Below are 24,358 nucleotides of genomic sequence, written 5' to 3' on the forward strand. Positions count from 1 at the left end.
TTGTTCGGGAACCAGTGAACACCGTTACCGATGCTGTCAGTGCGCCACCTGCGAGCAGCAGAACACACTGCACCAAGAAGTTCAGCCGGTTCCTTACATCTGCTTGGTGCTGATTGAAAACTTCGAGCTCACTCGACATTTCTTTGCCGCCTAACGCTTGAGTTAAGCGGCGGCGAAGCCGTCCGCCTTGAACGAACAGTTAGACCTTTACGCCAGAGACCGTTACGGCTACTGCCGCTACTACTAGGCCAACAAGCGCGAAGGCCAACCAACTTTGGATCTGTGAAATATAGGCCGCAAGGCGCCCGCCTGCGGCAAGGTCGCCAGCAACTGCCTTTTTGAAGCTACTGCGTGCTATCCACTTCGCCGGGTAGAAGAGACCCCGCTCCATCTCACTGAAGACTACCGCGAAGTCGACCTCTATACCTCGCGCAGCAAGCTCTGCGCCAACTTGGCTAGATTTTTCCGATGTGGCGAAGCTGGAGGCAACCATGGCAGCAAGCCAGCGTTGAAAGATACCGACCACGATTGCGGCGAGAAGTAGCGCCAAGCTGATCTGAAGCGTGCATGGTGCGATCAGACTTCGGAGCTCTGCCCAGTGAGAAAAAACGAGCGTATAGGCAGCACCAACACCGAGCAGCAGCCAATTGCAGAACGCGTCCAGCTTGCCGCTAATCTCCGCAGCGGTTGTCGACAGGAGGCGACTGGCGGTCACTCGTTCGTGAAGGTGCGGAATATCTTCGTTCACGAAGCCCCCCTGGTCTAACGCTTATTAGACCCCACATCGGGGCATATGCAACGGATGTTCAGCTTTCGCCCGGCATCCGTCAAGCGCGCAAATCCTACGGGGAGACAGGAACTTGCCGGATGGTTGAGGCGATGCAAACGGGTGAGGATGGCCTTTGCATATTTCACGGATCGAAGCGCTATGTCTTATGACTCCGAAAACGCAGGAATAAACCGTACGGTCGGTGGCTCGCCTGCGCCGCGATTGATGGACGAGGTGCGGCGTGTCTTGCGGTTGAAGCATTACAGCAAGCGTACCGAGATGGTCTATGTCGCCTGGATTCGTCGCTTCATCCTGGCCAATGGCAAACGGCATCCTCGCGAAATGGGCGAAGCCGAGGTCGAGGGGTTTTTGTCGCAGCTGGCTGTTCAGGGCAAGGTGGCCGCGGCCACGCAGAACCAGGCGTTGGCGGCACTGCTGTTTCTGTACAAGCAGGTGCTGGGTATAGAGCTGCCGTGGATGGAGGGCGTGGTAAGGGCCAAGCGGTCGCAGCGTGTGCCGACGGTGCTCTCGCGTGACGAGATCACGCGCGTGCTGGCAAGAATGGACGGGCGCGCGTGGTTGCTGGCCAGCCTGTTGTACGGCACCGGCATGCGCCTGATGGAAGCGCTGCGGTTGCGGATCAAGGATGTGGATTTCGGGCGCAATGAAATCACCATCCGCGACGGCAAGGGCGGCAAGGATCGGCGCACCATGCTGCCGCGGTCACTGGTCGAGCCGTTGCGTCGCGAGATCGAACGCGCCCGCCTGCTGCACGAAGCCGATCTGCTGGCGGGGTTCGGTGCAGTTTGGCTGCCGCATGCGCTGGCACGCAAATACCCGGATGCTCCGCGCGAAATCGGCTGGCAGTACGTGTTTCCCGCGACGCAACGTTCCCGTGACCCGCGCGAGGGCATCGAACGCCGACATCACGTCGACAGCCCGACCCTCTCGCGTGCATTGAAAAAGGCATGTCGCGCCGCCGAGGTCGTCAAGCCGGTAAGTGCGCATACGCTGCGCCACTCGTTCGCCACGCATTTGCTGGAGGCCGGATACGACATCCGCACGGTGCAGGAACTGCTTGGCCACAAGGATGTGGCCACCACGCAGATATATACGCACGTGCTCAATCGCGGTGGCCATGGCGTGCTGAGTCCGCTGGACCGCGGCTGATCCTGGGATGCGCGATGCCCGGCGTCAATGGAACTGATCGCTGGCCGGCACCCACGACGAACTGGATGAGGATGCGGGCCGGTGGGCCGGCTTTAGCGGCAGCACGCTGTCTTCGCAACCGGGCGGCGGCGGGCCGCCGGCGACGCGGGCGGCGGCGCATTCCGCGCTGTTGTCGATCTTGATCATCGGTGCCTGTGCCGGAGCGGCGCCGCTGGCTGCAGGTGCCGGGGGTGCCAGCGGGTTGGCGGGCGCGAGATGCAATCGGTCGTAGACCTTCGGATCGACCGGCTTCGGCGGCGGATCGGGATTGCGGCAACCGAGCAGGGCCATGGGCAGCAAGGGCATCACCCCGCATTCGATGCGCACGCCGCGCGGGAGGTGGAAGGTGTGCTTCACGGTGGTTTTTTCGACGGCATGGCGCAGCGCGGTGTCGATCGAGCTTTCACCTTGCGGGGCCCAGTCCTGATCGAATCGGGTGGGCTGGTAGCCGATGTTCGGCGTGCCGTGGCTCATGACCTGCGTATCGCCGTGCGGCCGGAGCTGCACATAGCTGCCGAGTTCGCCCTGCTTCGCGCCTTGCGCGGCGCCGGGTTGGTTGCCGCCGATCTGGCCGGTGGCCACCGGGTTGGCGTGGTCGCCCTTGTCACCACCCTGCTTCGCTGCCGGTTGTGCGGCGGCGGTTTGCTTGCCGCTGTCTTGTGGTGCGGCGACTACGCCATCGGGCTGGCCCGGCGTGGCGCTGTCGCTGCCCTGCGGGGTCGCGTCGGGTGCGCGGCTGACATCACTCTTGTCGACGATTTCAGCGGGGGTCACCGACGCCGGGTTGGGTGCCGGCTGTTCGGCCGTTGCAGGCGTCGGCTTGCTTGCGCTGGCGGGCTTTGCGATGGGCGACGGAGCTTGCACGACAATCGGTGGCACGCTGGCTTGCGGCCGCTCGATGGACGTCTGGACGGCTGGCTTCAGTGCACTGGCGTCGACCGCAATCTTCACGGCCGGCGCCGGCGCGTGCACTTGCGCCGGTGTCACCGGCGCCAGGGGCACCGACTCCAGCACAGCTTCGACTGCGTCGATGGCCGGCGCCTGAACCCGGGGTTGCTCGCGCGCAACGGTGGGTGCCGGCGGGCTCAGTGTCGTTTGCAGATCCACGCTGGGCGAGGGTTGCGCCGGCAACGGTATCGGCTGCAATTCGGGTACCGGCGGCGCGGCCGCAATATCGGCACGCACGGGATTCACGCTGGCCGGTGCAGCAGACTTCGCCGGCTCGGTGTGCAGGGCAATGTTCGTCACGACGATCGGCGGCGGCGCCTGCATCGGCAGCTCCGGCAATGCCAGCGAGGCTGGCGGCGGCATCGGACGAGTGCCTTCGATCCGGGGTCGTCGCACCGACTCGGGCTGGAACGCCGGCGGCACTGGTGGTTGCAATGTCGGCGTCGGCACGCTCAGCGCAGGCGGTTCGCCGGCCAGCGGAACCGGCTGCAATTCGGGCGTCGGTGCAGGTTGCGGCAGGCGCGCCGCGGGTGGCGGCGCGGCGATCGGCTTCGGCACCGGTGCATGTGGCTTCGTCGCTGGCGCCACTACCGGCGTCGCGGCGGCAGGCGCGGGTGTCGCCACCGCGGTGGCGCGGGTCGCTTCGCTTCGCGTGTTGCTCGACACGGGCGTGCGAACGTGGCCCTGGTGTCGCGGGCCGCGTTCTTTCGGCGGGGTGCCGCGCACCGGCGGTGGCGGTGGTGGCGGGGGCGGCTCGATCAGGCGCACTTGCAGGAACGATTCCTTCGACTCCGGCGGCGGCTTGACCTGATAGGCAGGACCCAGCACGAAGCCGAACAGAAACACCAGATGCACCAGCAAGGCGCCGAACGCGGCCACCGCACGCAGGCCGCGTTCACGCGGACGCTGACGCGTGCGCTGATGATGGACCCGCGCCCTGCTGGCAGCCGCCAGCGGCGAGTCCAGCATCACCCGCGCGGGGTTGCGAGTGGAGCGAACTACGGTGGGGTCCCGGGGCGGCAGCGGCATGCAGCCAGTGTAACGGGCGTCGCAGTGGCTGCGCGTGACACTCAGTGGCGGTCGACGGCCACCTTGGTGGCCCGTCGTTCCGCGTCGACCGAGCGATTCGGGGTATCGATCGGGCAGCCCCATTCGAGCGGCTTGCCGGCACGATACATGGCGATGCACGCCTCGACGCTCGGCGGCTTCTCCGCGTGCGCGTGGCCGTCGAGCGAGCTTGCCGGCGCCATGCTCAGTCGCTCGTCGCCATCCTTGGCCGAAGGTGGCGGCGGCGGATTGATGCAATCGGGAGTCGGGATACCCAACACCGTCTTGCATTTCAGGTGCACACCGCCCGGCAGGCGCACATCCGTCGTCTTCACCACCGTGTCGACCACATGCCGCACGGCCGCGCCACCGGCGGTTTCGCCCGGCGGCGGGAAGTACTGCTCGAAGCGCGTCGCCTTGTACTTGACCGGATCATCGTGCCGCATCACGCGCGGGTCGCCTTGCGGCAGGTTCGCCACGTAGCCCGGTTCGGACGTGCTGACGGCCGGGGCCGGCAGCCGCGGCTGGCCGTGCAGGTCATACAGGCGCGGCACGTCGGCGGCTTCGGGCGGTGGCGGTTGCACGCTCATCGCGTCTTTCGCCGGCGGCTCGACCGGCCGGCGCGGCAGCGGCTTTTTCGGTGGCGGTGGCACCTGCAACGGTGGTGGTGCGGCAGCCGCCGGCGCACGCGTGAGGAAGCGTACCTGCAACATCTCTTCCGCTTGCGGCTGCGTTGCGGGCGCGCCCGGCGGACGCATCGCATACCAGATCGCCACGACGAACACGCCATGCAGCAACGCGGCCAGCATGATCGCCAGGCGATGTTGCCAACGCTCGCTTCCCGTCGGCGTCGATCCGCGCGCCGGTCGATGTCCGACCGGCGATGGCTGGCGATGGGATGCTGGCGGTGGCAGGCGATTGATGACGAGGCCTCGTGGTACGGATGGATGCGGGAAGGATGCGGGATGACGCTTGAACCCCGCCGCACCGTCCGAGGGCAATTGCCCGGAACATCATGCCTAGGGCAGACCATCGCAGCACGGCGCCGGTTCCCCGCACTGCAACTTGACCGCGTCGGCGGTTCGCTCAAGGCTAGGCGGGCGGCGCCACGCGCCGCCTCTCCGCCATGACCGCCCTGTGCACGAAGGACGACCATGACGGCCCGCCATCGTCAGCCGCCAACCGCGCGGCCTCATGCGGCGCCGTTCATGCCACGACGCCGCGCCTGCATGGGAGGGTCGCCTCGTGACGCATTCCACGGAAAGCATCCGCAACATCGCGCTCGCCGGACACGCCGGCGTGGGCAAGACCACGCTGTTCGAAGCGCTGCTGCTGGCCGGCGGCGCGATCCAGACGCCGGGAACGGTCGAGCGCGGCAACACGGTGTCCGATACCGACAGCCAGGAGAAGGCGCGCGCGCATTCGATCGACACCTGCATCGCGCATCTCGACCATGGCGACTGCCATCTCAACCTGATCGACACCGCCGGCTATGCCGATTTCCGCGGTGCCACGCTGGCCGCGCTGGCTGCGGTGGAGACGGTGGCGATCGTGGTCAATGCGATCAACGGCATCGAGCACGGCACGCGCCGGATGATGATGCACGCGCGCGAACGCGGGCTCGCGCGCGTGCTGGTCATCAACAAGATCGATTTCGATGGGGCCAACCTGGCCGCGCTGGTGGACGCGCTGCGCGACGAGTTCGGCAACGAATGCCTGCCGGTGAACCTGCCGGCCGGCCGCGGCACCCGCGTGCTGGACTGCTTTTTCCATGCCGAAGGCACCACCGATTTTTCCTCGCTGGCCGAAGCGCACCAGCGCATCCTCGATCAGGTGGTCGAGGTCGACGAAACGGTGATGGACCGGTATCTCGACGCGGGCGAAGCCGCGCTCACGCCGGCGCAACTGCACGACGCCTTCGAGCAGTGCCTGCGCGAGGGCCACCTGGTACCGATCTGTTTCGTCAGTGCACGCACTGCCGCGGGCTTGCCTGAACTGCTGGACGTGGCCGCGCGGCTGTTGCCGAATCCCGCCGAGGGCAATCCGCCACCCTTCATGCGTGGCGACGGCACGCCACTGACCATCAGCGCCGACCCGGCCGCGCACGTGATCGCCGACGTGTTCAAGATCGTCAACGATCCGTTCGTCGGCAAGCTCGGCGTGTTCCGCGTTTGGCAGGGCACGATCCGCCGCGACAGCCAGTTGCTGGTCGACGATGGCCGCAAGCCGTTCAAGGTCGGCCATCTGTTCCGCCTGCAGGGCAAGACGCACGTGGAGATCGACGAAGCCGTCCCCGGCGATCTCGCGGCGGTGGCGAAAATCGAGGAGATCCATTTCGATGCCGTGCTGCACGACTCGCACGAGGACGACCTGATCACGCTGGTACCGCCCGCGTTTCCGTCGCCGATGTACGGCCTGGCGCTGGAGCCGCGGCACAAGGGCCAGGAGCAGAAGCTGTCCAACGCGTTGGCGCGGCTGGCCGAGGAGGATCCGTGCTTTCGCGTCGAACATCACAAGGAGCTCAACGAGACCGTGGTGCGCGGGCTGTCCGACCTGCATCTGAAGGTGATGCTGGAGCGCATGCGCGAACGCTACGGCGTCGAGGTGGACACCCACACGCCGCGCATCGCCTATCGCGAAACCATCGCGGGCAATGCCGAGGGCCATCACAAGCACAAGAAGCAGACCGGCGGCGCCGGCCAGTTCGGCGAGGTGTTCCTGCGCATCGAGCCGCTCGATCGCGGTGCCGGTTTCGAATTCGTCGATGCGGTGAAAGGCGGCGTGATCCCGGGCCAGTTCCTGCCGGCGATCGAAAAAGGCGTGCGCCAGGCGATGGAACACGGCGCGATCGCCGGCTATCCGCTGCAGGACCTGCGCGTCACCGTCTACGACGGCAAATACCACCCGGTCGACTCGAAGGAGGTCGCCTTCGTCAGTGCCGGCAAGAAGGCGTTCATCGACGCCGTCGGCAAGGCGCGGCCGATCGTGCTGGAGCCGATCGTCAACGTCGAGGTGGCGATACCCGAACACGATGTCGGCGACGTCACCGGCGGCCTCGCCGGCAAGCGCGCGCGCATCCTCGGCACCGACACCCAGCGCGGCGGCGAGCTGGTGATCAAGGCGCAGGCGCCACTGGCCGAACTGGTCGACTACCCCACCGAACTGAAATCCATGACCGGCGGCCGCGGCCGCTACAGCCTCGACCTGAGCCACTACGAGGCGGTTCCACCGAACGTGCAGAAGCAGCTCAGCGAGGCGTGGAAGCCGCACGTGGAGGAGGAATAGCTGATGAAGCGGGGAGCGAGTGGGAAAGAATGAACGGGGGCTTCTCTCGTTTCCCACTCCTCTCCACCCACTCCTGCCCTCAGCGCTTCGGCTTGAGCAGCGTCCCCGTGCATTTCGGCGACCCGCACAGGCACTTCCACAGCTTCTTCAGGCGCGCGGTGTGCGGCACCTCCAGCACGATGCCGTAATCGTAGGTCAGTTCCTCGCCGGGCTTGATCGCGCGGATCGTCTCGATCACCACCTTGTCCTTGCGCGGGTCGCCGCTGGCGCTTTCCTCCACCAGTGCGCGGCAGTTCGGCGCGCAACTGTGGTTGATCCAGCGCGCGCTGTTGCCGTTCTGGTTGGCGTCGATGATGTAGTCGTCGTTGAGCGTGAACAGGAACGTGTGTCCGGTCTCGCCGCCGTCGCCGTACAACTCGTCGGCCTCGGCATGGGTCAGCAGCTTGCCCTTGTACTCGATGATTTCCTCGCCTTTGGCGATGGCACTGACGGCGAACACGCCGTTGCCGTGGATCGGCGAGCGGCGGGCAACAATTCGACGGGCGGGCGTGGGACGTGCTGAAGTCATGGACGATCTGCTGGCTCTGGGGAAGTAACCCGTGATGATGCCCGTTGCGGGGCATCATGGGAATTTCCGTCGACTTTGCTAAGATTCAAACAATCGTTTGAGGTGAACCCATGAAACGACTGCTGCAAGGCTTTCTGCTGGTCCTGCTGACGGCTGCCGTGTTCGGCTGCGGCCCGGCGAAGAAAAGTGTCTATCCGCCCACCTTGAGCATCCAGCAGCTGACGGTGTTGCCCAGCGGCCAGTGGCGGCTGACCGTGCGCATCCAGAACAACAGCTACGGCGAGATGGATTTCCAGTCGCTGGACGGCCAGTTGCAGATCGCCAAGTTGGTGCCTGTCCGGCTGCACGCCACGTTCGAGCGCGATATCCCGGCACTTGCCGGCGACGTGATACAGCTCGACGTGCTGCCCACGGCGGCGATGGACGCGGCGCTCAAGGCCACCGCCGGCAAGGGCAGTTCCGGTGCGCTGGCCTACCGCGTCACTGGCAGCGCGAGCGCCAAGCCCGAGCAGGAAGACAAGCCACGCAACTTCGACTTCAACGGCAACGACTGGATCTCGCCGGTGCCGGGCATTCCCAATACCTACCGCTGAACAACTTCGACCGAAGGAACCACCATGACTGCTTACAAGGCCCCCCTTGACGATCTGCGCTTCGCCTTGTTCGACGTGCTCGATGCCGAACCGACGCTGACCTCGCTGCAGGGCGGCGAAGCGCACAGCCGCGACCTGCTCGATGCGGTGCTCGAGGAAGCCGGCCGCCTCAGCGAGCAGTTGCTGGCGCCGACCAACGCGCCCGCCGACGCCGAAGGTTGCCACTTCGACAAGGCCGCGCAGACGGTGACCACGCCGAAGGGTTTCAAGGAAGCGTTCAAGCAATTTGCGGACGGCGGCTGGACCGGCCTGACCAACCCCGAGAGCTACGGCGGCCAGGCACTGCCCGGCGTACTCGGTACCGCTACCACCGAAATCTTCCAGTCCGGCAACCTGGCCTGGAGCCTGTACCCGCTGCTGTCCGAAGGCGCCACCCACGCCATGCAAATCCACGGCGAAGAGTGGCAGCGCGAACGCTTCATGAAGCCGATCATCGAAGGCCGCTGGACCGGCACGATGTGCCTGACCGAACCGCAGGCCGGCTCCGACCTCGGCCTGCTGAAGACCCGCGCCGAACCGGCAGCGGCGGACGCGGACGGCCATCCGGTCTACAAGCTCAGCGGCACCAAGATCTTCATCAGCGCCGGCGAGCACGATCTCACCGAGAACATCGTGCACCTGGTGCTGGCGCGCCTGCCCGACGCGCCGGAAGGCAGCCGCGGCATCTCGATGTTCATCGTGCCCAAGTTCAAGCTCGATGCGGACGGTACGCCGGGCGAGCGCAACAGCGTCGCCGCCGGCGCCATCGAGCACAAGATGGGCATCCACGCCTGCTCCACCTGCGTGATGAATTTCGACGGCGCCGAAGGCTACCTGATCGGCAAGCCACACAAGGGCCTCGCCGCGATGTTCACCATGATGAATGCGGCGCGCCTGTCGGTCGGCGTGCAGGGCCTGGCGCTGGCCGAGCGCGCGCTGCAGAACAGCCTCAACTACGCGCGCGAGCGGCTGCAGTCGCGCTCGCTGTCCGGCCCGAAATTCCCGGACAAGCCGGCCGACAACCTGCTGGTACAGCCGGACGTGCGGCGCATGCTGCTGACCCAGCGCGCGTTCGTCGAAGGTTCGCGCGCGCTGGTGCTGTACACCGCGCTGCAGACCGACATCGAACACCGCGCGACGGACGAGGCAGCCCGGCAGAAGGCCGGCGAGCTGGTCGCGTTCCTGATCCCGATCGCCAAGGGCATGACCACCGAACTGGCGCAGGAGTGCACCAAGGAAGCGTTGCAGATCTACGGCGGCCACGGCTACATCGCCGAGAACGGCATGGAGCAGTTCGTGCGCGACGCGCGCATCATCACCTTGTACGAAGGCACCACCGGGATCCAGGCGGCCGACCTGCTGGGCCGCAAGATCCTCCAGCTGCAGGGCATTGGCGCGAAGCACTTCCTGCAGGAGATCAGCGCGTTCTGCCAGCAGCACAGCGCCGACGCGGCACTGCGCAGCCTGATCGGGCCGCTGGCCGTCGCCACCAAGGAATGGAGCGACCTCACCGTGAGCCTGGCCCAGCGCGTGCAGGCCAACCCGGAGGAACTCGGCGCCGCCGCCACCGACTACCTGTACTACTCCGGCTACGTCACCCTCGCCTACCTGTGGGCGCGCAGCGTGGCCGCCGCCGAAGCCGGCACGCAATCCGCCGCGTTCAAGCAGGCCAAGCGCGATACGGCCGCGTTCTACTTCGCGCGCATCCTGCCGCGCTGCCTGGCCCACAAGGCCGCGATCGAGGCTGGGGTGGATACGTTGCCGGCGATCGACTGAAGACCTCGCGCAGCATCGGCACGAAGCCCGGGGAAACCCGGGCTTTTCGTTGCCCGCCGGTCGGTCGGCGTGGCGCCGAAGGTCAGTGCGATGTGTCCAGGTTTGTCACGTATGGTGCAAGTGCGGCATCCCGGTCAGCCGGCAGCTGTTACATCGCTGCGGTCTGCGTGGCGTCGCCCATGACGCACAGGTATTGCCGGATCAGCTCTTCGTGAGCCTCCGCCGCCTGCATCAGATCGCGGGCGATGGCCTCCTGCACCTCGGCAAGGCTGGGTCGGGGCGGGGCCGCCGGCCGTGCCGGGACGGCGCGCAGTTCCGGAGCCTTGACGGCGGCGGGCTCGGACTCGAGGAGGTAGGTGATGTCGTAGGCATGTTCGCTCATGCCCGAGGTAATGCAACAGTCTTGCCAACGCCTGCGCCGGCCGTCGTCAGCCAGCCAGCGCGAAGCGGGTTACCCGCTTGGCCGGATCGGCCTCGACCAGAGTCACCTTGACGTCGGCACCCAGCGGCAGCGCAGCGACTGCCGATACGCGGGCCTCGATCGCCGGATCGCGCACCATCACCACGCCGCAGGTGGGATCCTTGTCGGCGACCTCGACGATCGCGCCGGCGAAAATCTCGCCCAGGCGCGGCGCCAGCACGGAGGCTTCGGCCAGATCGAGGATGGCTTTCTCATACTGCCGCGCGCGATGACCGGAGGCCTGCATCGTGGCCGGCAGGTCCGGCAAGGCGGCCAATGCCCAGCCCGGCACCGGCTGTTTCGCACACAATGCCAGGCACACTTCACCGGTGTAGCGATCGACCAGTCGACGCAGCGGCGCGGTCGCGTGGGTGTATTCGCCGGCCAGCGCCGAATGCATCGGCTGCTCCGGCAGCGCGCCGTCGAACGCTGCGTAGCCGGCACCGCGCAGGACGGTGGTGCAGGCGGTCAGCATCGCCACGTGGGTGTCGTTGGACGGGTCCAGCGAGCGGATGAAGCCGGGATAGTCCAGCGCCTCCGGCCAGGCAATGCCAAGCGCGCGGGCGGTGATGCGCAGGCGCTGGATCGCGTGCGGGTCCGGTTCGGGCAAGGTGCGCAGCAGGCCGACCTTCGCCTGCACCATCAGGTGCGCGGCGGCCATGCCGGTCAGCAGCGAAATCTGTTCGTTCCAGTCCTCGATCGCCAGGCGCGCGCGGAACGCCAGTATCCAGCGACCGTCGACCACGCTGATTTCCTGCTCCGGCAACGGCAGGCTGACGCCGCCGCGGGCCAGTTCGCGACGCTGGCGCAGCTCGCCGACCTCGCGCAATACCGCCCACATCGGATCGGCCGTGCCGGCGTCGACGAGTTGCTGCACGCCGGCATAGTCGAGCTTGGCGCGACTCTTCACGAGCGCGCGCCGCACGTCCACGGCGACGCCTTCGCCGGTCTTGTCCAGATCGATCGTCCACAGCAGCGCCGGGCGCAACTGCCCCGGCAGCAGCGAGGCGGCCGCTTCGGACAAGACCTTCGGGTGCAGCGGAATCTTCGCGTCCGCGCCGTACAGGGTCTCGCCGCGCCGGTGCGCCTCCAGGTCGACCGGATCGCCCGGCGCGACGAACGCGGCGACGTCGGCGATGGCGTAATACACCCGGTAGCCGCCATCACTGCGCTCGACGAACATCGCCTGATCCAGATCCATCGCATCCGGCGGGTCGATCGTTACCAGCGGAATGTCGCTGCGATCCAGTTCGGGCAGGCGCGGATTCGCGGCCGCCGCTGCGGCCGCCGCCTCGACCTCCGGCGGAAACGCCGATGGCAGTTTCAATTCATCCTGGATGTTGTGCATGCCCTGGGCGAGTACGGGGTCGGCGGGCTGGATGCGGATGCGGCGCGTGGTCGGCACGATGGTCTTCCTGGCATGACGTCGGTCGGCGATCCGGCAGCGGGCCGCCCGTGTGGCACAACTCTACGAATATACACGCCGAGGCCGGGGCTACCGCAGACGTCGCGCTGGGTGTAGAAACTCCAACGGGATCCTCTGCCATCGACAACTCCCCATGACCGACACACCGCTGCTGATCCGCCTGGCCGAAGACGACGACGAATTCATCCTTGCGCTGGTGCCGCGCTTCGTGGACTTTCCGCTGCCACCATGGCGGCGTCGCCATGAATGCATCGAAGGCATTCGCGACGACCTGCTGCGGCATCTGGAGGACCAACCGGCGAACAGCTACCTGTTCGTGGCCGAAGCCGATGGGGAGCGTGTCGGCTTCATCCACCTGCAGCGCACCGAGGACTTTTTCACCGGGCGCAGCAATTGCCATGTCTCCGACCTGGCCGTGGCGCCAGGACACGAAGGCAGAGGCATCGGCAAGGCGCTGCTGGCGCATGCCGAAGCATGGGCTCGCGAGCACCACTGCCAACTGGTGACGCTGGCGGTATTTCCCGGCAACGAGCGCGCTCGCGCGCTGTACGAGTCGACCGGCTACGCGCCGGACCTGTTGCGGCTGGCCAAACCGGTGCGCTGAAGACCGCAAATGAACAAGCCGCCCGGAGGCGGCTTGTTCATTCCATCAACCCGGGAACGGACGAATCAGTTTCTGGTCGTGCCGGCGGCCGCTTCGGCCTGCTCGCGAACTTCCAGCCGATGTGCCAGGCGATCGATGTTGAGCAGCGACAGCAGGTGCGCATAGATCCAGCCGAACACCCCTTCGCGCGCGAATTCGTGAGCGGTCTTCTCGTCGAGGCTCTTCAGCCGCTCCTCGTTGATCACGAACAGGCCGTTGAGGTTGATCGACTTGGCCTCCTGGCCATCCCGCGCTTCCTTCTGCAGGCGCACGTTGCGCGGTTCCAGCAGGTCGTGCTTGTTCAATTGCTCCATGAACCAGCGCGTACGCGACACGTTCTGCTGGAACTCCCCGAGGAAGCCCACCGCATTGGTCAGCAGTTCAGTGTCGGTGCCGTCGTCCTTGAACAGGCGCTCGCCTTCGACGGTATTGAAACCCTCATAGCGCTCGTCGAGGAACACGGTGAAACCATCCTCCGCCGACGTGCCGGCCGGCTTTTCCGCGAGCACGAACGGATAACGACGCACGAACGCCGGTACGTAGACATTCGGCGCCCACTGGCCGTCGGCGTCGACGTACAGGTTTTCGTTCTGGCGCAGGCCGAGCAAGGCGATCGGGCCTGCCGTGGCCGCAGTGTCGCCGGCAAACACGATCAACAGGTCACGCGCGGCGACCCCGAATTCCGCGCCGGTCAGCGGCACCGAATGGGTATTCATGGCGAACTTCAGGTTCGGTACGGCCTTCAGCCGCAGACTCTTGTGTTCGTCGCGATTGAGCGGCACCGGGCGCTCGTAGAAAAGAACTTCAGCCACGTTGACTACCTCTGCCCCGCCGTGCCGGGGTCGCCACCGAAGCGCCCCCTCCCAAACCCGGCGTCGGGTCTGTGTGATTGACAACTATATCAGCGCGATTGCGTGGCGGCGACTCATGCCCCCCGGCCTTCCCGTCATACCTGCCTGCGAATTGCAACGAAATTGTTCTATGCTGGCTGCAGACAAGCATTCCGCATTGCTGAACGCCCTTTCCAAGCCCTGGCTGAAGGATGGTTACATGCTGATGGAAGTGCCAAGTCGGGCCGATCTCAACGCGACCCGCGTGTTGTCGCTGGACGCCGCCGGCCGCATCCTCGACTGGATCAGCTGGCAGGACGCGGTTTGCCTGTATGTCCGCGAAGCGGTCGCCTGGACGCTCGGCGACCCCTGCCTCACCGTGCATGGCGGCTACAACCGGCTGCAGGGCGCGCAGAGCCTGCTGCAACTGCATCCGATCATCGCCAGCACCGGCCACTGCCGCGAGCACGCGATCGACCCGGCGCCGGCGTTGACCAATACCGCGCTGTTCGCGCGCGATCGCCACATCTGCCTTTACTGCGGCGAACATTTCAGCCGCGCCGAGCTGACCCGCGACCATGTGCTGCCGATTTCCCGGCACGGCAAGGACGAATGGGAAAACGTGGTCAGCGCCTGCCTCGCCTGCAACCTGAAAAAGAGCAACCGCACGCCGCAGCAGGCCAACATGCCGCTGCTGGCGGTGCCGTATCGGCCCAGCTGGGTCGAACACCTGATCCTGTCCAATCGCAACATCCTGGCCGACCAGATGGAATTCCTCGTCAGCCGTTTGCCGCGGCAGCGCCGCGGCGAGCGGCTTGAGCAGGCCAGCGTCGCCTAATCGGCGGTGTTTTTGCCGTTCGTGGCGGCCTGGTCCCTGCGGTTCTTCTCCAGCTCGCGATCAATCTGCTCGACCTCCGCGCAGGCGTCTTCGGCGTCCCCTTCCTCGCCGGCCTTTTCACCCGACGCAGCCTGTGCGTCCCGCTTGCGGCTGGCCAGCTTGCGGTAGTTTTCACGAATGCGTTCCAGCGTCTCCTCGTCCACGTCTTCGAGGTCGAGCAGGCTGTTGTGTGCCGCGGTCGAGCGGATCAGTTCGTCCAGCTTGATCTGCAACGCGGCGCTGTCGCGGTTCTGGCTGTTCTGGATCAGGAACACCATCAGGAACGTGATGATGGTGGTACCGGTATTGATGACCAGTTGCCAGGTGTCGCCAAAGTGGAACAGCGGACCGGTCGCGGCCCACACCAGCACCACCAGCACCGCCAGCAGAAAGGCGGTCGGCCGGCCGGTATTGCGTGCCGTCGTTTCTGCGAAATGGCGAAAGTGCTGTGAAAGTGTGGCCATGGCTGCCTTCCCGGTTGGTCGGGTACAGCATGCGGCCCCGCCCGTATGCTGAATGTGCACGCGAAAACGCCCACATCTTCACGGTCGCGCCCTTGCCCCGTCCCGCCGCTGGGCCAACAATACGCAGATGAACGACCTCTCCCACTACCCTCACCTGGCGCCGATCGAGACGCCAGCCGACCTGCGCCGCGTGTCGGACGACGAACTGCCGGCCGTTGCCGACGAGCTGCGCCAGTACCTGATCGAGTCCGTGGCCAGTTCGGGCGGCCACTTCGGCGCGGGCCTGGGTGTGGTGGAACTGACCGTCGCGTTGCACCACGAATTCGATACGCCGCACGACCGCCTGGTATGGGACGTCGGTCACCAGTGCTATCCGCACAAGATCCTCACCGGCCGTCGCGACCGCATCACCACGATCAAGAAGAAGGACGGCCTGGCACCATTCCCGCGTCGCGAGGAGAGCGAGTACGACACCTTCGGCGTCGGCCACTCGTCCACCTCGATCTCGGCCGCGCTGGGCATGGCGATCGCCGCGCAGCGCAAAGGCGACCATCGCAAGGTCGTGGCCGTGATCGGCGACGGCGCGATGACCGCCGGCATGGCGTTCGAAGCGCTCAACCACGGTGGCGACGTCGAGCCGGACATGCTGGTGGTGTTCAACGACAACGGCATGTCGATCAGCGAAAACGTCGGCGCGCTGACCAAGATGATGGCCCGCGCGATGGCCAGCCGTCGGCTCAACCAGTTGCGCGAACGGGCCAAGCGGGCGATGCCCAAACAGTCCTTCGCAGGTCGCTGGTTCAAGCGCTGGGAAGAACACGCCAAGGGCATGTTCGTCCCGAGCACGCTGTTCGAGGAACTCGGCTTCCACTACACCGGCCCGATCGACGGTCACAACATCCCGCAGCTGCTGCAAGCGCTGCGCACGGTGAAAAACCTGCCCGGCCCGCAACTGCTGCACGTGATCACCACCAAGGGCAAGGGCTACGCCCCGGCCGAACAGGCGCAGATCGAATACCACGCCGTCGGACCGTTCGACCCGCAGGCCGGCCTGGTGAAGAAGAATGCGCCGGCCAGGCCCACCTACACCGACATCTTCGGCGACTGGTTGTGCGACCAGGCCGCCGCCGACCCGCGCCTGCTGGCGATCACGCCAGCGATGCGCGAGGGCTCCGGCCTGGTGCGTTATTCAAAGGAATACCCCGAGCGCTATTTCGACGTGGCGATCGCCGAGCAACACGCCGTGACGCTGGCCGCCGGCATGGCCTGCGAAGGGGCCAAGCCGGTGGTGGCGATCTATTCCACGTTCCTGCAGCGCGCCTACGACCAGGCGATCCACGACGTGGCGCTGCAGAACCTCGACGTCACCTTCGCGATCGATCGCGCCGGCGTGGTCGGCCCGGACGGCGCAACGCATTCGGGCAGCTTCGACCTGACCTTCCTGCGCTGCCTGCCGAACATGCTGATCATGGCGCCGGCCGACGAGAACGAGTGCCGCATGATGCTCAGCACCGGCTTTCAGCACCACGGCCCCGCCGCCGTGCGCTACCCGCGAGGGACCGGTCCCGGCGCGGCGATCCACCAGCAACTCGATACGCTGCCGATCGGCAAGGCCGAACTGCGCCGACGCGGACATGGCCTGGCCCTGCTCAGCTTCGGCGCAATGCTGGCAACTGCCGGCACGGTCGCCGCCGAACTCGACGCCACGCTCGTCAACATGCGCTTCGTCAAGCCACTGGACGAGGCGATGCTGGTGGAGCTGGCAAAGACCCACGATGCCTTCGTCACCCTGGAAGACAACGCCATCGCCGGCGGTGCCGGCTCCGCCGTGGCCGAATGCCTGGCCGCGCACGGCATCACTCTTCCGATCCTGCACCTCGGCCTTCCAGACGTCTATCTCGAACACGGCAGCCGCGAAGAAGTGCTGACCATGGCAGGCCTCGACCTGCCTGGCATCCGCAACGCGGTCCGCGCGCGCTTCCCGCAGGCGGGCCTGCTGAGCCAGGCCAACGCCTGAACCGGCCCTCCCGGCAGCCGCCATCCTCACCTTGAGGATACTGATGGCGAGAAGCCTCCCGTGTCCTCATGCATGCCGATGCACCCATCGCGTGCCTACCGAGAGGTCCCGCCCACATGCCGGCGGCGGAAGCATGGTGCAGGGAGCACCATCGGCCTGCAGCATTTCTGTGATCAGGTACGGGATATTGGCCGAGGTCGTTGGGCTACCTTGCGGCCCAGGCACATGAATCGTGTACACAGGGAGTGTCGATGGGCGGGATGCTCGACTCGTGGCAACAACTGGAACGCTGGGCAAGCCGGCACACCTCCAGCATCCGTGGCGAAGCGAAGCTGATATCGGCGCGTGCCGACAGCCTGCAACAGGCGATCAGGCTTTCCGAGGGACTGGCGGTCTACCGGATCCTTCGCGATTTCCGCGAACTGGATCTCCAGCGTGTCGTGAACGACATCGTCGACGTGCTGCGCCAGTGCCTCGTCGTCATGCTCGCCACCACCGGCGGCGGCGCACTGATCGGCTGCATCGCCGGAGGTGTCGGCGGTGCCGGGGTCGGGGCGATTCCGGGGGTCGTCGTCGGCGCCGGCGCCGGCGCGCAGGTCGGTGAATGGATCCTCATCGCCATGGGCCTGAAGGCGCTGGCCGAGTACGTCGTCAAGGACATGCCCGGCATCGCCCGCGACTACTGGGCCGGCATCCGCCAGGCCTGGCTGGCCGCCACCCCGCCACCGCTGCCGCAACAACCGATCCGCGTCGACCGGCTCGCCGTCTGCCACGCCGCCGAAAAAATCGCCCGTGCCCACGTCGCCGTCTTCGTCCTCCTGCTGATGGGCATCGTCGCCTATCTCGCCAAAGGCCGCGGCAGCATGGGCGAACTCGCCGAGAGCGTGCGCAGCAGCAAGGTCGGCCCGAAGTTCGCGGAGTGGATGGTCAGGAACGAGGGGAAACTGAAGGCGGAGCCGCGGCTGCGGGCTCCGGAGTTCGCTCCGACGACAATCACCGCAGCTACGCGGGAGAGTGCAAGACCCCCAGCCCGGGTCCAGCTGCGCGCCAAGGTCAATCCGCCGAGGGAGGTGCAGTCCAACATTTCGGAGGGAGAGAAAGCCCTTTCCAGAAGCACCCAGTTTGGAAATGTACCGAAAGAGATCACCACCTCGAGCGGCATCGTTATCAAACCCACGGATGGCAAGACCACTACCGTACTTGGAAGCTTCTCGTCGGACATGGACAACATCATCAACGGGAAGCTGGCGTATCCGAAAACCACGGACTTCGGTGCCAAACCGGGCGGTTACAATGTACTCAATGTCCCTGACACGCTGTTTACCAGCCGCACGCCCGACCAGTTCTGGAATGAAGTTAACGTCCCATTCCTTGACTCCGCGATGCAACGAGGCGATCCCATCTACATTGCAACGAAACCCAGCGCCGCTGCCTTGCTGAAAGCCGACGGGAGTCTCACCGGATTCGGTCGGGAAATAAAATATCTGACAAGCAATGGTTACAGATACAATCCATCCACCGGATTGATGACAAAACCATGAGGAGAATCAAATGATAGAGCCCTACGGAACGATCATCAAATCCATGCTTCACGAATTCCGGGAACTCGAACTGGTAATTGAGCAGGATACGGATTACAAAATAACCCTCACAAATAGTTATTACTCCCTGACCATCGCAACCGAAAAAAATTACCAGCCATCCGTACTGGCCTGTTTCAGGGATACCACCAACCATGAGTTCGAGGTAGGGCTTTCTGAAAGAATACTTGCCAACCAAAAATTCAAGGCCGACATCAAAGAACTCGAGGAAATCAAGGAAGAGTATCAACTGGACGCCCGAGGCGGGGATGAACACGCAAGAACCATCGGCATTTATATCTACGCCAAGGTCGCAATCAGACAAATATTCAACTTCATTTCCGAATTCAGCCAGAAAATGCTCATCGAAAACGGCCCATTCCGCGCCGAATATCAATCCAGAGAACAGCTACTGATGAATGAACTTGGTTTATAAATCTGTCGGCATACGCAGAACCGGAGCTGGCAGCATGGTAACGATCACGATGCTTTTAATGCCAGGGCATTCCAACGTCACAGAAGCCAGTTCATGACTGATCACGACGAAGCGCTACGTTCAGTCAGAAAGGCACCGACACCACTCCTTGCGCGCATGCCCGGAAAACCAGGCCATGGGGTCTATATCCACGCCAACAAGCAGCTTATTTCGCATGCTGATGGAACTTGGCCACCCCTCCGTGCCAACCACACCCGAACGCGAGTGGGTGGATATATGCCTCATGGCGGCAAAGTAACTCGAAGCCATGGACCCCGAGTTCGCCAATGCGCTGATGAAGGCTGACTATGAATTCAAGCGCGCGAAATAGCTGGCGCCACTCACCCGATCGCGCGACTCCAGATCCTTCGCCGTGAATACTTCGGTGTAGCCGGACTCGGCGAGCAGCGCGCGGGCGGCGGCTCCCTGGTTCCAGCCGTGTTCGAACAGCAGCCAGCCGCCGGGGTGCAGATGGGTGCGGGCGTCGCGCACGATGCGGCGGATGTCGTCGAGGCCGTCGGGGCCGGAGGCCAGCGCGTTGGCGGGTTCGTGGCGCAGGTCGCCCTGCGTCAGATGCGGGTCGGCGGCTTCGATGTACGGGGGGTTGGAGACGATCAGGTCGAAGTACTGACCGGCGAGCGGCGCCAGCCAGTCGCCGTGCACGAACGCGACATTGCCGATGGCGTGGCGTTGCGCATTGCGCTGGGCGACAGCGAGTGCGGCGGCGCTGGCGTCGGTGGCGATCACCTGCGCACGCGGCCGCTCGCGCGCGATCGCCAGTGCGATCGCGCCGCTGCCGGTGCCGAGGTCGGCCACGCTGCAGACGGTGACGGGCGGCAGGCGCTGCAGCGCGAGTTCGACCAGCAATTCGGTTTCCGGGCGCGGGATCAGCGTGGCCGGGCTCACCTCCAGATCAAGTGTCCAGAAGCCGCGCCGGCCAGTGAGGTAGGCCACCGGCTCGCCTTTTTCGCGACGCGCGACCAGCGCTGCGAAGGCCGTCTGGACGTCCATATCCAGCACGTCGTCGGCGTGGGTGAACAGCCAGCCTCGCTGCTGCTGCAGCACGTGCAGCAGCAGCAGTTCGGCGTCCGCCCGCTCGCCCAGGCGCATGACGGCGTCGGCCAGCACGCTGCGAACATCAGGCATGCGGCGGCTCCGTCGCGGAAGGCGGCAGCTGCGGCGGCGTCACGCCAGGCCTCGGCGCGCTCTTGCGCCAGTAGCCGCCGCGCGTCCACGCATCGAACGCCCAGCGCAGCCAGCCGATCAGTGCATTCGCCAGCCACAATGCCCACGCCAGCATGGCCAGCTTGTAGACCCACAGCGAGACGCTGAGCACGCCGGCACCAGGCAGCACATTCGCGCTTTGGTCGGCGAACCAGCGGAGGTTCCATGCGTCGGAAGCGTTGCCGGCCACGTGCATGTCCGGCAGGCCGAGCAGGCCTTTCGGCACCGCGGCGATCAGCACCACCAGCGCCAGCAGGGTGAGCAGTGCGAGACCGAGCTGCAACAGGTTGAACTTCGTGCTGCCCAGTTGCTCCGACGGCGTGCCGCGCGCGCGCAGGCCGAGCAGGATCAGCCACGCAACCACCAGCGCATACGCACTCCAGGCGAAAGCCGAGAAGCCCAGCCCGAGCAGCAACCAGTGACGAAAACGCAGCGGCGTCGGCGCATAACGGGCAAGCAGCCAGGCGGCCAACAGCAGCACCAACAGCTGCGACCAGTACAACACCGCCGGGCCGGTGGTCGGCCCCCACGTCCACAGCACCCAGCGATCCTGCGGCAACTGGAGCGCGAGGTCGATGTTCGCCACCGGCGCATGCAGCGCAAACGATGGCGTGCGCGTGCGCGCGGCAACGCCGTGCGGCTCGCGCAGGCGCAGCGTGTAGTCGTGCTCGCCCGGCAGCAGCGGCAGGCTGAGCTTGCCGTCGCGTACCGCAAGGTTGATCGACTCGCCGTCACGGTTCGCATCGAGCAGCTCGGCACCGACCGGAAAATCGATCGCGTGCTCGCCGCCGCGGGTGCTGCGCGCATGCAGCTCCAGCGTGGTTTCGCTGGCACGTTCGCCGGCACGACTGGTAACCCGCACGCCATCGAACGCCAGGCTGTCGCCGGCGATCGCCACCGGCTTGCTGAAGGCCAGCTGCAGGTTCTCTCCAGGCAGCGGCTGATACAGCAGCCCATCGTCGGCGGCGCTGGTCGGCACCCCCTTCGCGTCCACATGCCACATGGGCGCGGCATGGACCTGCCATACCTCGGCACGTTCGCCCAGCTTCGGCGCCTTGAGCGACAGCGTCGTCGCGTGGTCGAGACGGCTGCTCCAGCTCACCACTCGGCTGTTCGCATTGAAGGTGATGCTGATGCGGCCATCCTTTACCAGTACGTCGTCGCCCAGCGGATGTTCGCCCGGCAGCAGCGGCAACGTGACGCTGAAACCGCCGTCCTGCGGGGCGATCCGCTCGACCGTGTTGTCGACGGTCCAGTCGATGCCCAGTTGCAGGCTGCGGGTCAGACGCACATACGGCGGGAAGCTCTGCGCGGGCGGCAAACCGTTGCCATCGACGTCGGCGTGCATGCGCTGCAAGGCCACGCTGTCGCCCAGCGGACGGCCCTGATCGACGCCGGCCAGCGACCATCCCTGGCCGTCGAACGCGATGCGTTGCGGACGCAGCGCGAAACGCAGGCTGGCGTTGTCGGTCGCACCGATGCGGTAATGCAGGCTGATCCGGTGTACGCCACGATCCAGCCGCAACAACAGCTGATCGCCGCGACGGCCAAGCGGTGCTTCCGCCTTGCCGTCCACGCCGACATCGAGGAGCTGCAATGTGTCGTCGACCTGCGGCAGCGGCAAGGCGACCGCGGCGCCGACATGCGCCTCCAGTTCCACGCCGAGCGTGTCGCCACTTGCCTGCAGTTGCGCCTGTGCCACGGTGGCGCAGGCCGGCGCGCATGTCGGTGCCTCGGTCAACCGGTTGCGCAGCTGATTCAGCAACGCCTGGTCGGGCAGGCTCTGCGCGTGCAGGCCCGCGGGGAGCAGTGCAATGGCGAGCAAGGCCGCGCTCGCCACGCCGCCGCCACGCCGCCAGTCATGCCAACGGCCACGCAGTGGCGCCAGCAGCAAGGGCACCAGCTTCGCCAGCAGCAGCGCCAGCAATCCCACCATGAGCACCCGCAGCAACCGCACCAACCACGCCGGCGCGATCACCAGCCGCGTGCTCTGCTGCACCGTCACCGGGCCGGACCAGCCGAGCCGGTAGTCGTTGCCCTGGTCCCAGTGCGGTGTGCCGGCGCCGGCCTGGGTCACGCTGCGGCTGTCGACGTCAGCGCGGACTCCAGCGTACCCATTGCCCCGATTCCGGATGCTTGCAGCAGAAACGGTGACGGCAGACAACGCCGCGCCCGATGCATCGCGTGACGTCCTGCCGGAAGTCGGCGGCGCGTACGAACTCATCTCGTCAACCATGGGCGCTGCCGGTGCGGGAGACGCAGGGGGAGGCGCCATCTGCTCGATGACTTTCGACGGCGCCACTCGCTGGTTGCTCTTTGCCTGCACGTTCGCCTGGGCCTCTTCCTGCGCGGCGTAACCCGCGGAGACAACCTGGCCCCGCTGCCCGCCCTCCAGTTGCGGGTGCAGCGCGTACTGCAGCTGCGTTGCGAAGAACGGCAGGGTCCACAGCACGGTCAGCACGAACATGCCGATGGCACTGCCGCGCGCCACGGAGCGCAATCGTCCTTCCGGCAGCGCGCGCAGCAGCAGTGCCAGTACCAGCGTCAAGGTCAGCGTCCACAGCGGCGCACCGTGTTCGTGTTGCGCCAACGCCAGGTAACCGGCCGTCAGCAATGCCCACGGCCAGCCGAGCAGGCGCCCGGCCAGCAGCGCCATCAAGGCCACCACGAACAGGTCGAGAAGGCTCCATCGCGCCACCCACGAATCGGGCGAACGGTCCACACCGGTCGCGCCGAGCAGACGATAGCCGTAGGGCAGGTGCAAGGTGACATCGATGCTTTCCAGCGGCAGCTGCCAGCCCGCGCTGGGGATCGCGCCGCGATGCGTGGGCAGGCGCAGCCCGGCGTCGAGGTCGAGCTGTCGTTCGCGCAGTTCGACGCCGCTGCGGCCATCCGCGCCCTTGCTGATCAGCAGTGGCTCATCGCCTTGGCTGGCACGCTGCAATTGCCACGGCGCGATCACGTCGAGCCGTTGGTGATGACGCAGCTCGCCGCTAAGCCGATCCGCAACGGTGAACCCGCCGCCATCGAAATCCAGCCACAGCTGGCGCTGCAGATGCAGCTGATCGCCCTTGCCGCCCTCGTCGCCACGCGTGCCCTGTTCGATCGCCAGGCCCGCGTCGTCGCCCAGCACGAACGCCGGCAGATCGCGCCACTCGCTCGGCACGCCGGCCTGCGCCGCGTCCGTGGCGTTGCCTTCCACCCTGGTGCTGCGCAGAGCCGGGTCGTCGGCATAACTCCAGATTTCCTGCTGCGGCCACGGCGCCTTCGGCAGTTTCACCGTCACCGTGGCCAGCGGCGCCATGCTGCAGGCGACGAGCGTGATCGTCCACTGGCCCGGCCGCAGCTGCACGCGCAACCGACCGTCGTTGTCCAGCCGCGCCGGCAAATCGCCGGACAAGGCGGTGGCCACGAAACCTTCCGGCAGCACGGGGCCGAGCGATTGCTCGCGCGCGCTGCCGGTGACGTTGAACTGCAATTGCGTTTCCAGCGTGGCCGGCAGTCCGTCCTCCAGCCGGCGATAGACGCGCAGCGACAGCGCATCGGCGGCGCGTTGCGAGGCCGCGGCCTCGCCCAGGGTGAGTTGTTCGCCGTTGCGCTCGATGCGCGCCACCGCCGCCCCGTCGACGCTCAGCGCCACCAGGCCGATCGCCGCCGGTACGTGCAGGCGCGGCGGACGCGCCGTCCACGGCAGCGTGCCGCGCAACTGGTAATCGCCCGGCGTCAGCCAGAGCATCGGTTGGCCTGCACGCTGCAGCACGGTGGCCGGCTGGTTGTTCGCACTGACTTGTTGCGGCCAGTTCCTCGCATCACCGGGCAGCGCCACCCAGCTCGGCGCATCCACGCGCACGTCCAGGCTGAAGCGACCGCCGTCCTTGCCCGCATCGAGGCTCAGCCGCCCGGGCCACACACATTGATGGCTGCCGGCGTTCGGCGTCTGGGTGGCAAGGAACGGACAGGCATGCTGCGGCACGTCGTGCAGCACCCAGCCCTGCCAGTCGCGCAACGGCGGCGGTATATCCTGCGCCGGCAACGGCGACGCCAAAAGCAACCACAGACCCAGCAGTCCGAGCATTCGAGCGAGCATGCAGTTCTCCCTGTGTGCCGTGCGGCCGGCACAGTGTAAGT

Annotated in this window: 19 protein-coding genes; 9 read left to right on the top strand and 10 right to left on the bottom strand. The window is 66.1% G+C overall.

Annotation, left to right across the window (positions count from 1 at the left end):
- Positions 1-199 precede the first annotated feature (199 nt).
- On the bottom strand, positions 200-748 hold the full coding sequence (locus tag CIW53_RS07495; protein WP_149364050.1) for a hypothetical protein: 549 nt from the start codon (positions 746-748) through the stop codon (positions 200-202).
- A gap of 180 nt (positions 749-928) precedes the next feature.
- On the opposite strand from CIW53_RS07495, the gene CIW53_RS07500 reads away from it, so the two are divergent.
- Positions 929-1,939 (top strand): integron integrase, encoded by a 1,011-nt coding sequence (locus CIW53_RS07500; RefSeq protein ID WP_149364051.1) that lies wholly within the window; start codon positions 929-931, stop codon positions 1,937-1,939.
- Between the two features lie 24 nt (positions 1,940-1,963).
- Here the strand turns inward: CIW53_RS07500 and CIW53_RS07505 are convergent, their stop codons facing one another.
- Together CIW53_RS07505 and CIW53_RS07510 are read right to left on the bottom strand one after the other, a co-directional pair.
- Entirely contained in the window at positions 1,964-3,955 is a 1,992-nt protein-coding gene (locus tag CIW53_RS07505) for a hypothetical protein (RefSeq protein ID WP_242451808.1), read from the bottom strand.
- 41 nt (positions 3,956-3,996) lie between these two features.
- Positions 3,997-4,782 carry a hypothetical protein gene (locus tag CIW53_RS07510; RefSeq protein WP_149364052.1) on the bottom strand — a complete coding sequence of 262 codons (786 nt, stop codon included), beginning with the start codon at positions 4,780-4,782 and terminating at the stop codon, positions 3,997-3,999.
- 436 nt (positions 4,783-5,218) lie between these two features.
- On the opposite strand from CIW53_RS07510, the gene fusA reads away from it, so the two are divergent.
- Positions 5,219-7,258 (top strand): elongation factor G, encoded by a 2,040-nt coding sequence (gene fusA / locus CIW53_RS07515; protein WP_149364053.1) that lies wholly within the window; start codon positions 5,219-5,221, stop codon positions 7,256-7,258.
- 79 nt (positions 7,259-7,337) lie between these two features.
- Here the strand turns inward: fusA and CIW53_RS07520 are convergent, their stop codons facing one another.
- The gene (locus CIW53_RS07520; protein WP_149364054.1) at positions 7,338-7,826 is read right to left on the bottom strand and encodes an SET domain-containing protein-lysine N-methyltransferase; all 489 of its coding nucleotides are present in this window, start codon (positions 7,824-7,826) and stop codon (positions 7,338-7,340) included.
- 110 nt (positions 7,827-7,936) lie between these two features.
- On the opposite strand from CIW53_RS07520, the gene CIW53_RS07525 reads away from it, so the two are divergent.
- Both CIW53_RS07525 and CIW53_RS07530 read left to right on the top strand, forming a co-directional pair.
- On the top strand, positions 7,937-8,419 hold the full coding sequence (locus tag CIW53_RS07525) for a hypothetical protein (protein WP_149364055.1): 483 nt from the start codon (positions 7,937-7,939) through the stop codon (positions 8,417-8,419).
- Between the two features lie 24 nt (positions 8,420-8,443).
- Positions 8,444-10,234, top strand: coding sequence for an acyl-CoA dehydrogenase C-terminal domain-containing protein (locus tag CIW53_RS07530; protein ID WP_149364056.1), 1,791 nt, complete (start codon positions 8,444-8,446; stop codon positions 10,232-10,234).
- A 148-nt stretch (positions 10,235-10,382) separates the two neighbouring features.
- On the opposite strand, the gene CIW53_RS07535 is transcribed toward CIW53_RS07530, so the two are convergent.
- Both CIW53_RS07535 and CIW53_RS07540 read right to left on the bottom strand, forming a co-directional pair.
- Positions 10,383-10,616 (bottom strand): hypothetical protein, encoded by a 234-nt coding sequence (locus CIW53_RS07535; protein ID WP_149364057.1) that lies wholly within the window; start codon positions 10,614-10,616, stop codon positions 10,383-10,385.
- A 46-nt stretch (positions 10,617-10,662) separates the two neighbouring features.
- Complete coding sequence (locus CIW53_RS07540) at positions 10,663-12,099, bottom strand: RNB domain-containing ribonuclease (protein WP_149364058.1); 1,437 nt, start codon at positions 12,097-12,099, stop codon at positions 10,663-10,665.
- 154 nt (positions 12,100-12,253) lie between these two features.
- On the opposite strand from CIW53_RS07540, the gene CIW53_RS07545 reads away from it, so the two are divergent.
- Positions 12,254-12,724, top strand: coding sequence for a GNAT family N-acetyltransferase (locus CIW53_RS07545; protein WP_149364059.1), 471 nt, complete (start codon positions 12,254-12,256; stop codon positions 12,722-12,724).
- A gap of 65 nt (positions 12,725-12,789) precedes the next feature.
- On the opposite strand, the gene CIW53_RS07550 is transcribed toward CIW53_RS07545, so the two are convergent.
- Entirely contained in the window at positions 12,790-13,575 is a 786-nt protein-coding gene (locus CIW53_RS07550; RefSeq protein ID WP_149364060.1) for a SapC family protein, read from the bottom strand.
- Positions 13,576-13,813: 238 nt separating this feature from the next.
- On the opposite strand from CIW53_RS07550, the gene CIW53_RS07555 reads away from it, so the two are divergent.
- Complete coding sequence (locus CIW53_RS07555) at positions 13,814-14,431, top strand: HNH endonuclease (RefSeq protein ID WP_149364195.1); 618 nt, start codon at positions 13,814-13,816, stop codon at positions 14,429-14,431.
- Here the strand turns inward: CIW53_RS07555 and CIW53_RS07560 are convergent.
- Positions 14,428-14,934, bottom strand: a complete 507-nt coding sequence (locus CIW53_RS07560) for a low affinity iron permease family protein (protein ID WP_149364061.1) — start codon at positions 14,932-14,934, stop codon at positions 14,428-14,430. The genes CIW53_RS07555 and CIW53_RS07560 overlap by 4 nt on opposite strands.
- 127 nt (positions 14,935-15,061) lie before the next feature.
- Between CIW53_RS07560 and dxs the strand changes: the two genes are divergently transcribed.
- The 3 genes from dxs (at position 15,062) to CIW53_RS07580 (ending at position 18,967) form a co-directional block, all read left to right on the top strand.
- Positions 15,062-16,951 (top strand): 1-deoxy-D-xylulose-5-phosphate synthase, encoded by a 1,890-nt coding sequence (gene dxs, locus CIW53_RS07565; protein ID WP_149364062.1) that lies wholly within the window; start codon positions 15,062-15,064, stop codon positions 16,949-16,951.
- Between the two features lie 251 nt (positions 16,952-17,202).
- Positions 17,203-18,492, top strand: coding sequence for a DUF6861 domain-containing protein (locus CIW53_RS17780; protein ID WP_197736630.1), 1,290 nt, complete (start codon positions 17,203-17,205; stop codon positions 18,490-18,492).
- Positions 18,493-18,502: 10 nt separating this feature from the next.
- Positions 18,503-18,967 (top strand): hypothetical protein, encoded by a 465-nt coding sequence (locus CIW53_RS07580; RefSeq protein ID WP_149364064.1) that lies wholly within the window; start codon positions 18,503-18,505, stop codon positions 18,965-18,967.
- A 345-nt stretch (positions 18,968-19,312) separates the two neighbouring features.
- Here CIW53_RS07580 and prmC read toward each other — a convergent pair whose 3' ends face one another.
- Together prmC and CIW53_RS07590 are read right to left on the bottom strand one after the other, a co-directional pair.
- Positions 19,313-20,152, bottom strand: a complete 840-nt coding sequence (prmC, locus tag CIW53_RS07585) for a peptide chain release factor N(5)-glutamine methyltransferase (RefSeq protein ID WP_149364065.1) — start codon at positions 20,150-20,152, stop codon at positions 19,313-19,315.
- Positions 20,145-24,317 carry a hypothetical protein gene (locus tag CIW53_RS07590; protein WP_149364066.1) on the bottom strand — a complete coding sequence of 1,391 codons (4,173 nt, stop codon included), beginning with the start codon at positions 24,315-24,317 and terminating at the stop codon, positions 20,145-20,147. Before CIW53_RS07590 ends, prmC begins: the two co-directional genes overlap by 8 nt.
- Positions 24,318-24,358 lie beyond the last annotated feature (41 nt).

Origin of the sequence: Rhodanobacter sp. T12-5 (assembly GCF_008329435.1) — a bacterium.
Classification (GTDB): domain Bacteria; phylum Pseudomonadota; class Gammaproteobacteria; order Xanthomonadales; family Rhodanobacteraceae; genus Rhodanobacter.

What these genes read in the sequence shown, in the direction of transcription:
- CIW53_RS07500 (WP_149364051.1), top strand. Translation starts at nt 929, where the DNA reads ATGTCTTATGACTCCGAAAACGCAGGAATAAACCGTACGGTCGGTGGC.
- CIW53_RS07505 (WP_242451808.1), bottom strand. Translation starts at nt 3,955, where the DNA reads ATGCCGCTGCCGCCCCGGGACCCCACCGTAGTTCGCTCCACTCGCAAC.
- CIW53_RS07510 (WP_149364052.1), bottom strand. Translation starts at nt 4,782, where the DNA reads ATGCTGGCCGCGTTGCTGCATGGCGTGTTCGTCGTGGCGATCTGGTAT.
- CIW53_RS07520 (WP_149364054.1), bottom strand. Translation starts at nt 7,826, where the DNA reads ATGACTTCAGCACGTCCCACGCCCGCCCGTCGAATTGTTGCCCGCCGC.
- CIW53_RS07525 (WP_149364055.1), top strand. Translation starts at nt 7,937, where the DNA reads ATGAAACGACTGCTGCAAGGCTTTCTGCTGGTCCTGCTGACGGCTGCC.
- CIW53_RS07530 (WP_149364056.1), top strand. Translation starts at nt 8,444, where the DNA reads ATGACTGCTTACAAGGCCCCCCTTGACGATCTGCGCTTCGCCTTGTTC.
- CIW53_RS07535 (WP_149364057.1), bottom strand. Translation starts at nt 10,616, where the DNA reads ATGAGCGAACATGCCTACGACATCACCTACCTCCTCGAGTCCGAGCCC.
- CIW53_RS07545 (WP_149364059.1), top strand. Translation starts at nt 12,254, where the DNA reads ATGACCGACACACCGCTGCTGATCCGCCTGGCCGAAGACGACGACGAA.
- CIW53_RS07555 (WP_149364195.1), top strand. Translation starts at nt 13,814, where the DNA reads ATGCTGATGGAAGTGCCAAGTCGGGCCGATCTCAACGCGACCCGCGTG.
- CIW53_RS07560 (WP_149364061.1), bottom strand. Translation starts at nt 14,934, where the DNA reads ATGGCCACACTTTCACAGCACTTTCGCCATTTCGCAGAAACGACGGCA.
- dxs (WP_149364062.1), top strand. Translation starts at nt 15,062, where the DNA reads ATGAACGACCTCTCCCACTACCCTCACCTGGCGCCGATCGAGACGCCA.
- CIW53_RS17780 (WP_197736630.1), top strand. Translation starts at nt 17,203, where the DNA reads ATGGGCGGGATGCTCGACTCGTGGCAACAACTGGAACGCTGGGCAAGC.
- CIW53_RS07580 (WP_149364064.1), top strand. Translation starts at nt 18,503, where the DNA reads ATGATAGAGCCCTACGGAACGATCATCAAATCCATGCTTCACGAATTC.
- prmC (WP_149364065.1), bottom strand. Translation starts at nt 20,152, where the DNA reads ATGCCTGATGTTCGCAGCGTGCTGGCCGACGCCGTCATGCGCCTGGGC.
- CIW53_RS07590 (WP_149364066.1), bottom strand. Translation starts at nt 24,317, where the DNA reads ATGCTCGCTCGAATGCTCGGACTGCTGGGTCTGTGGTTGCTTTTGGCG.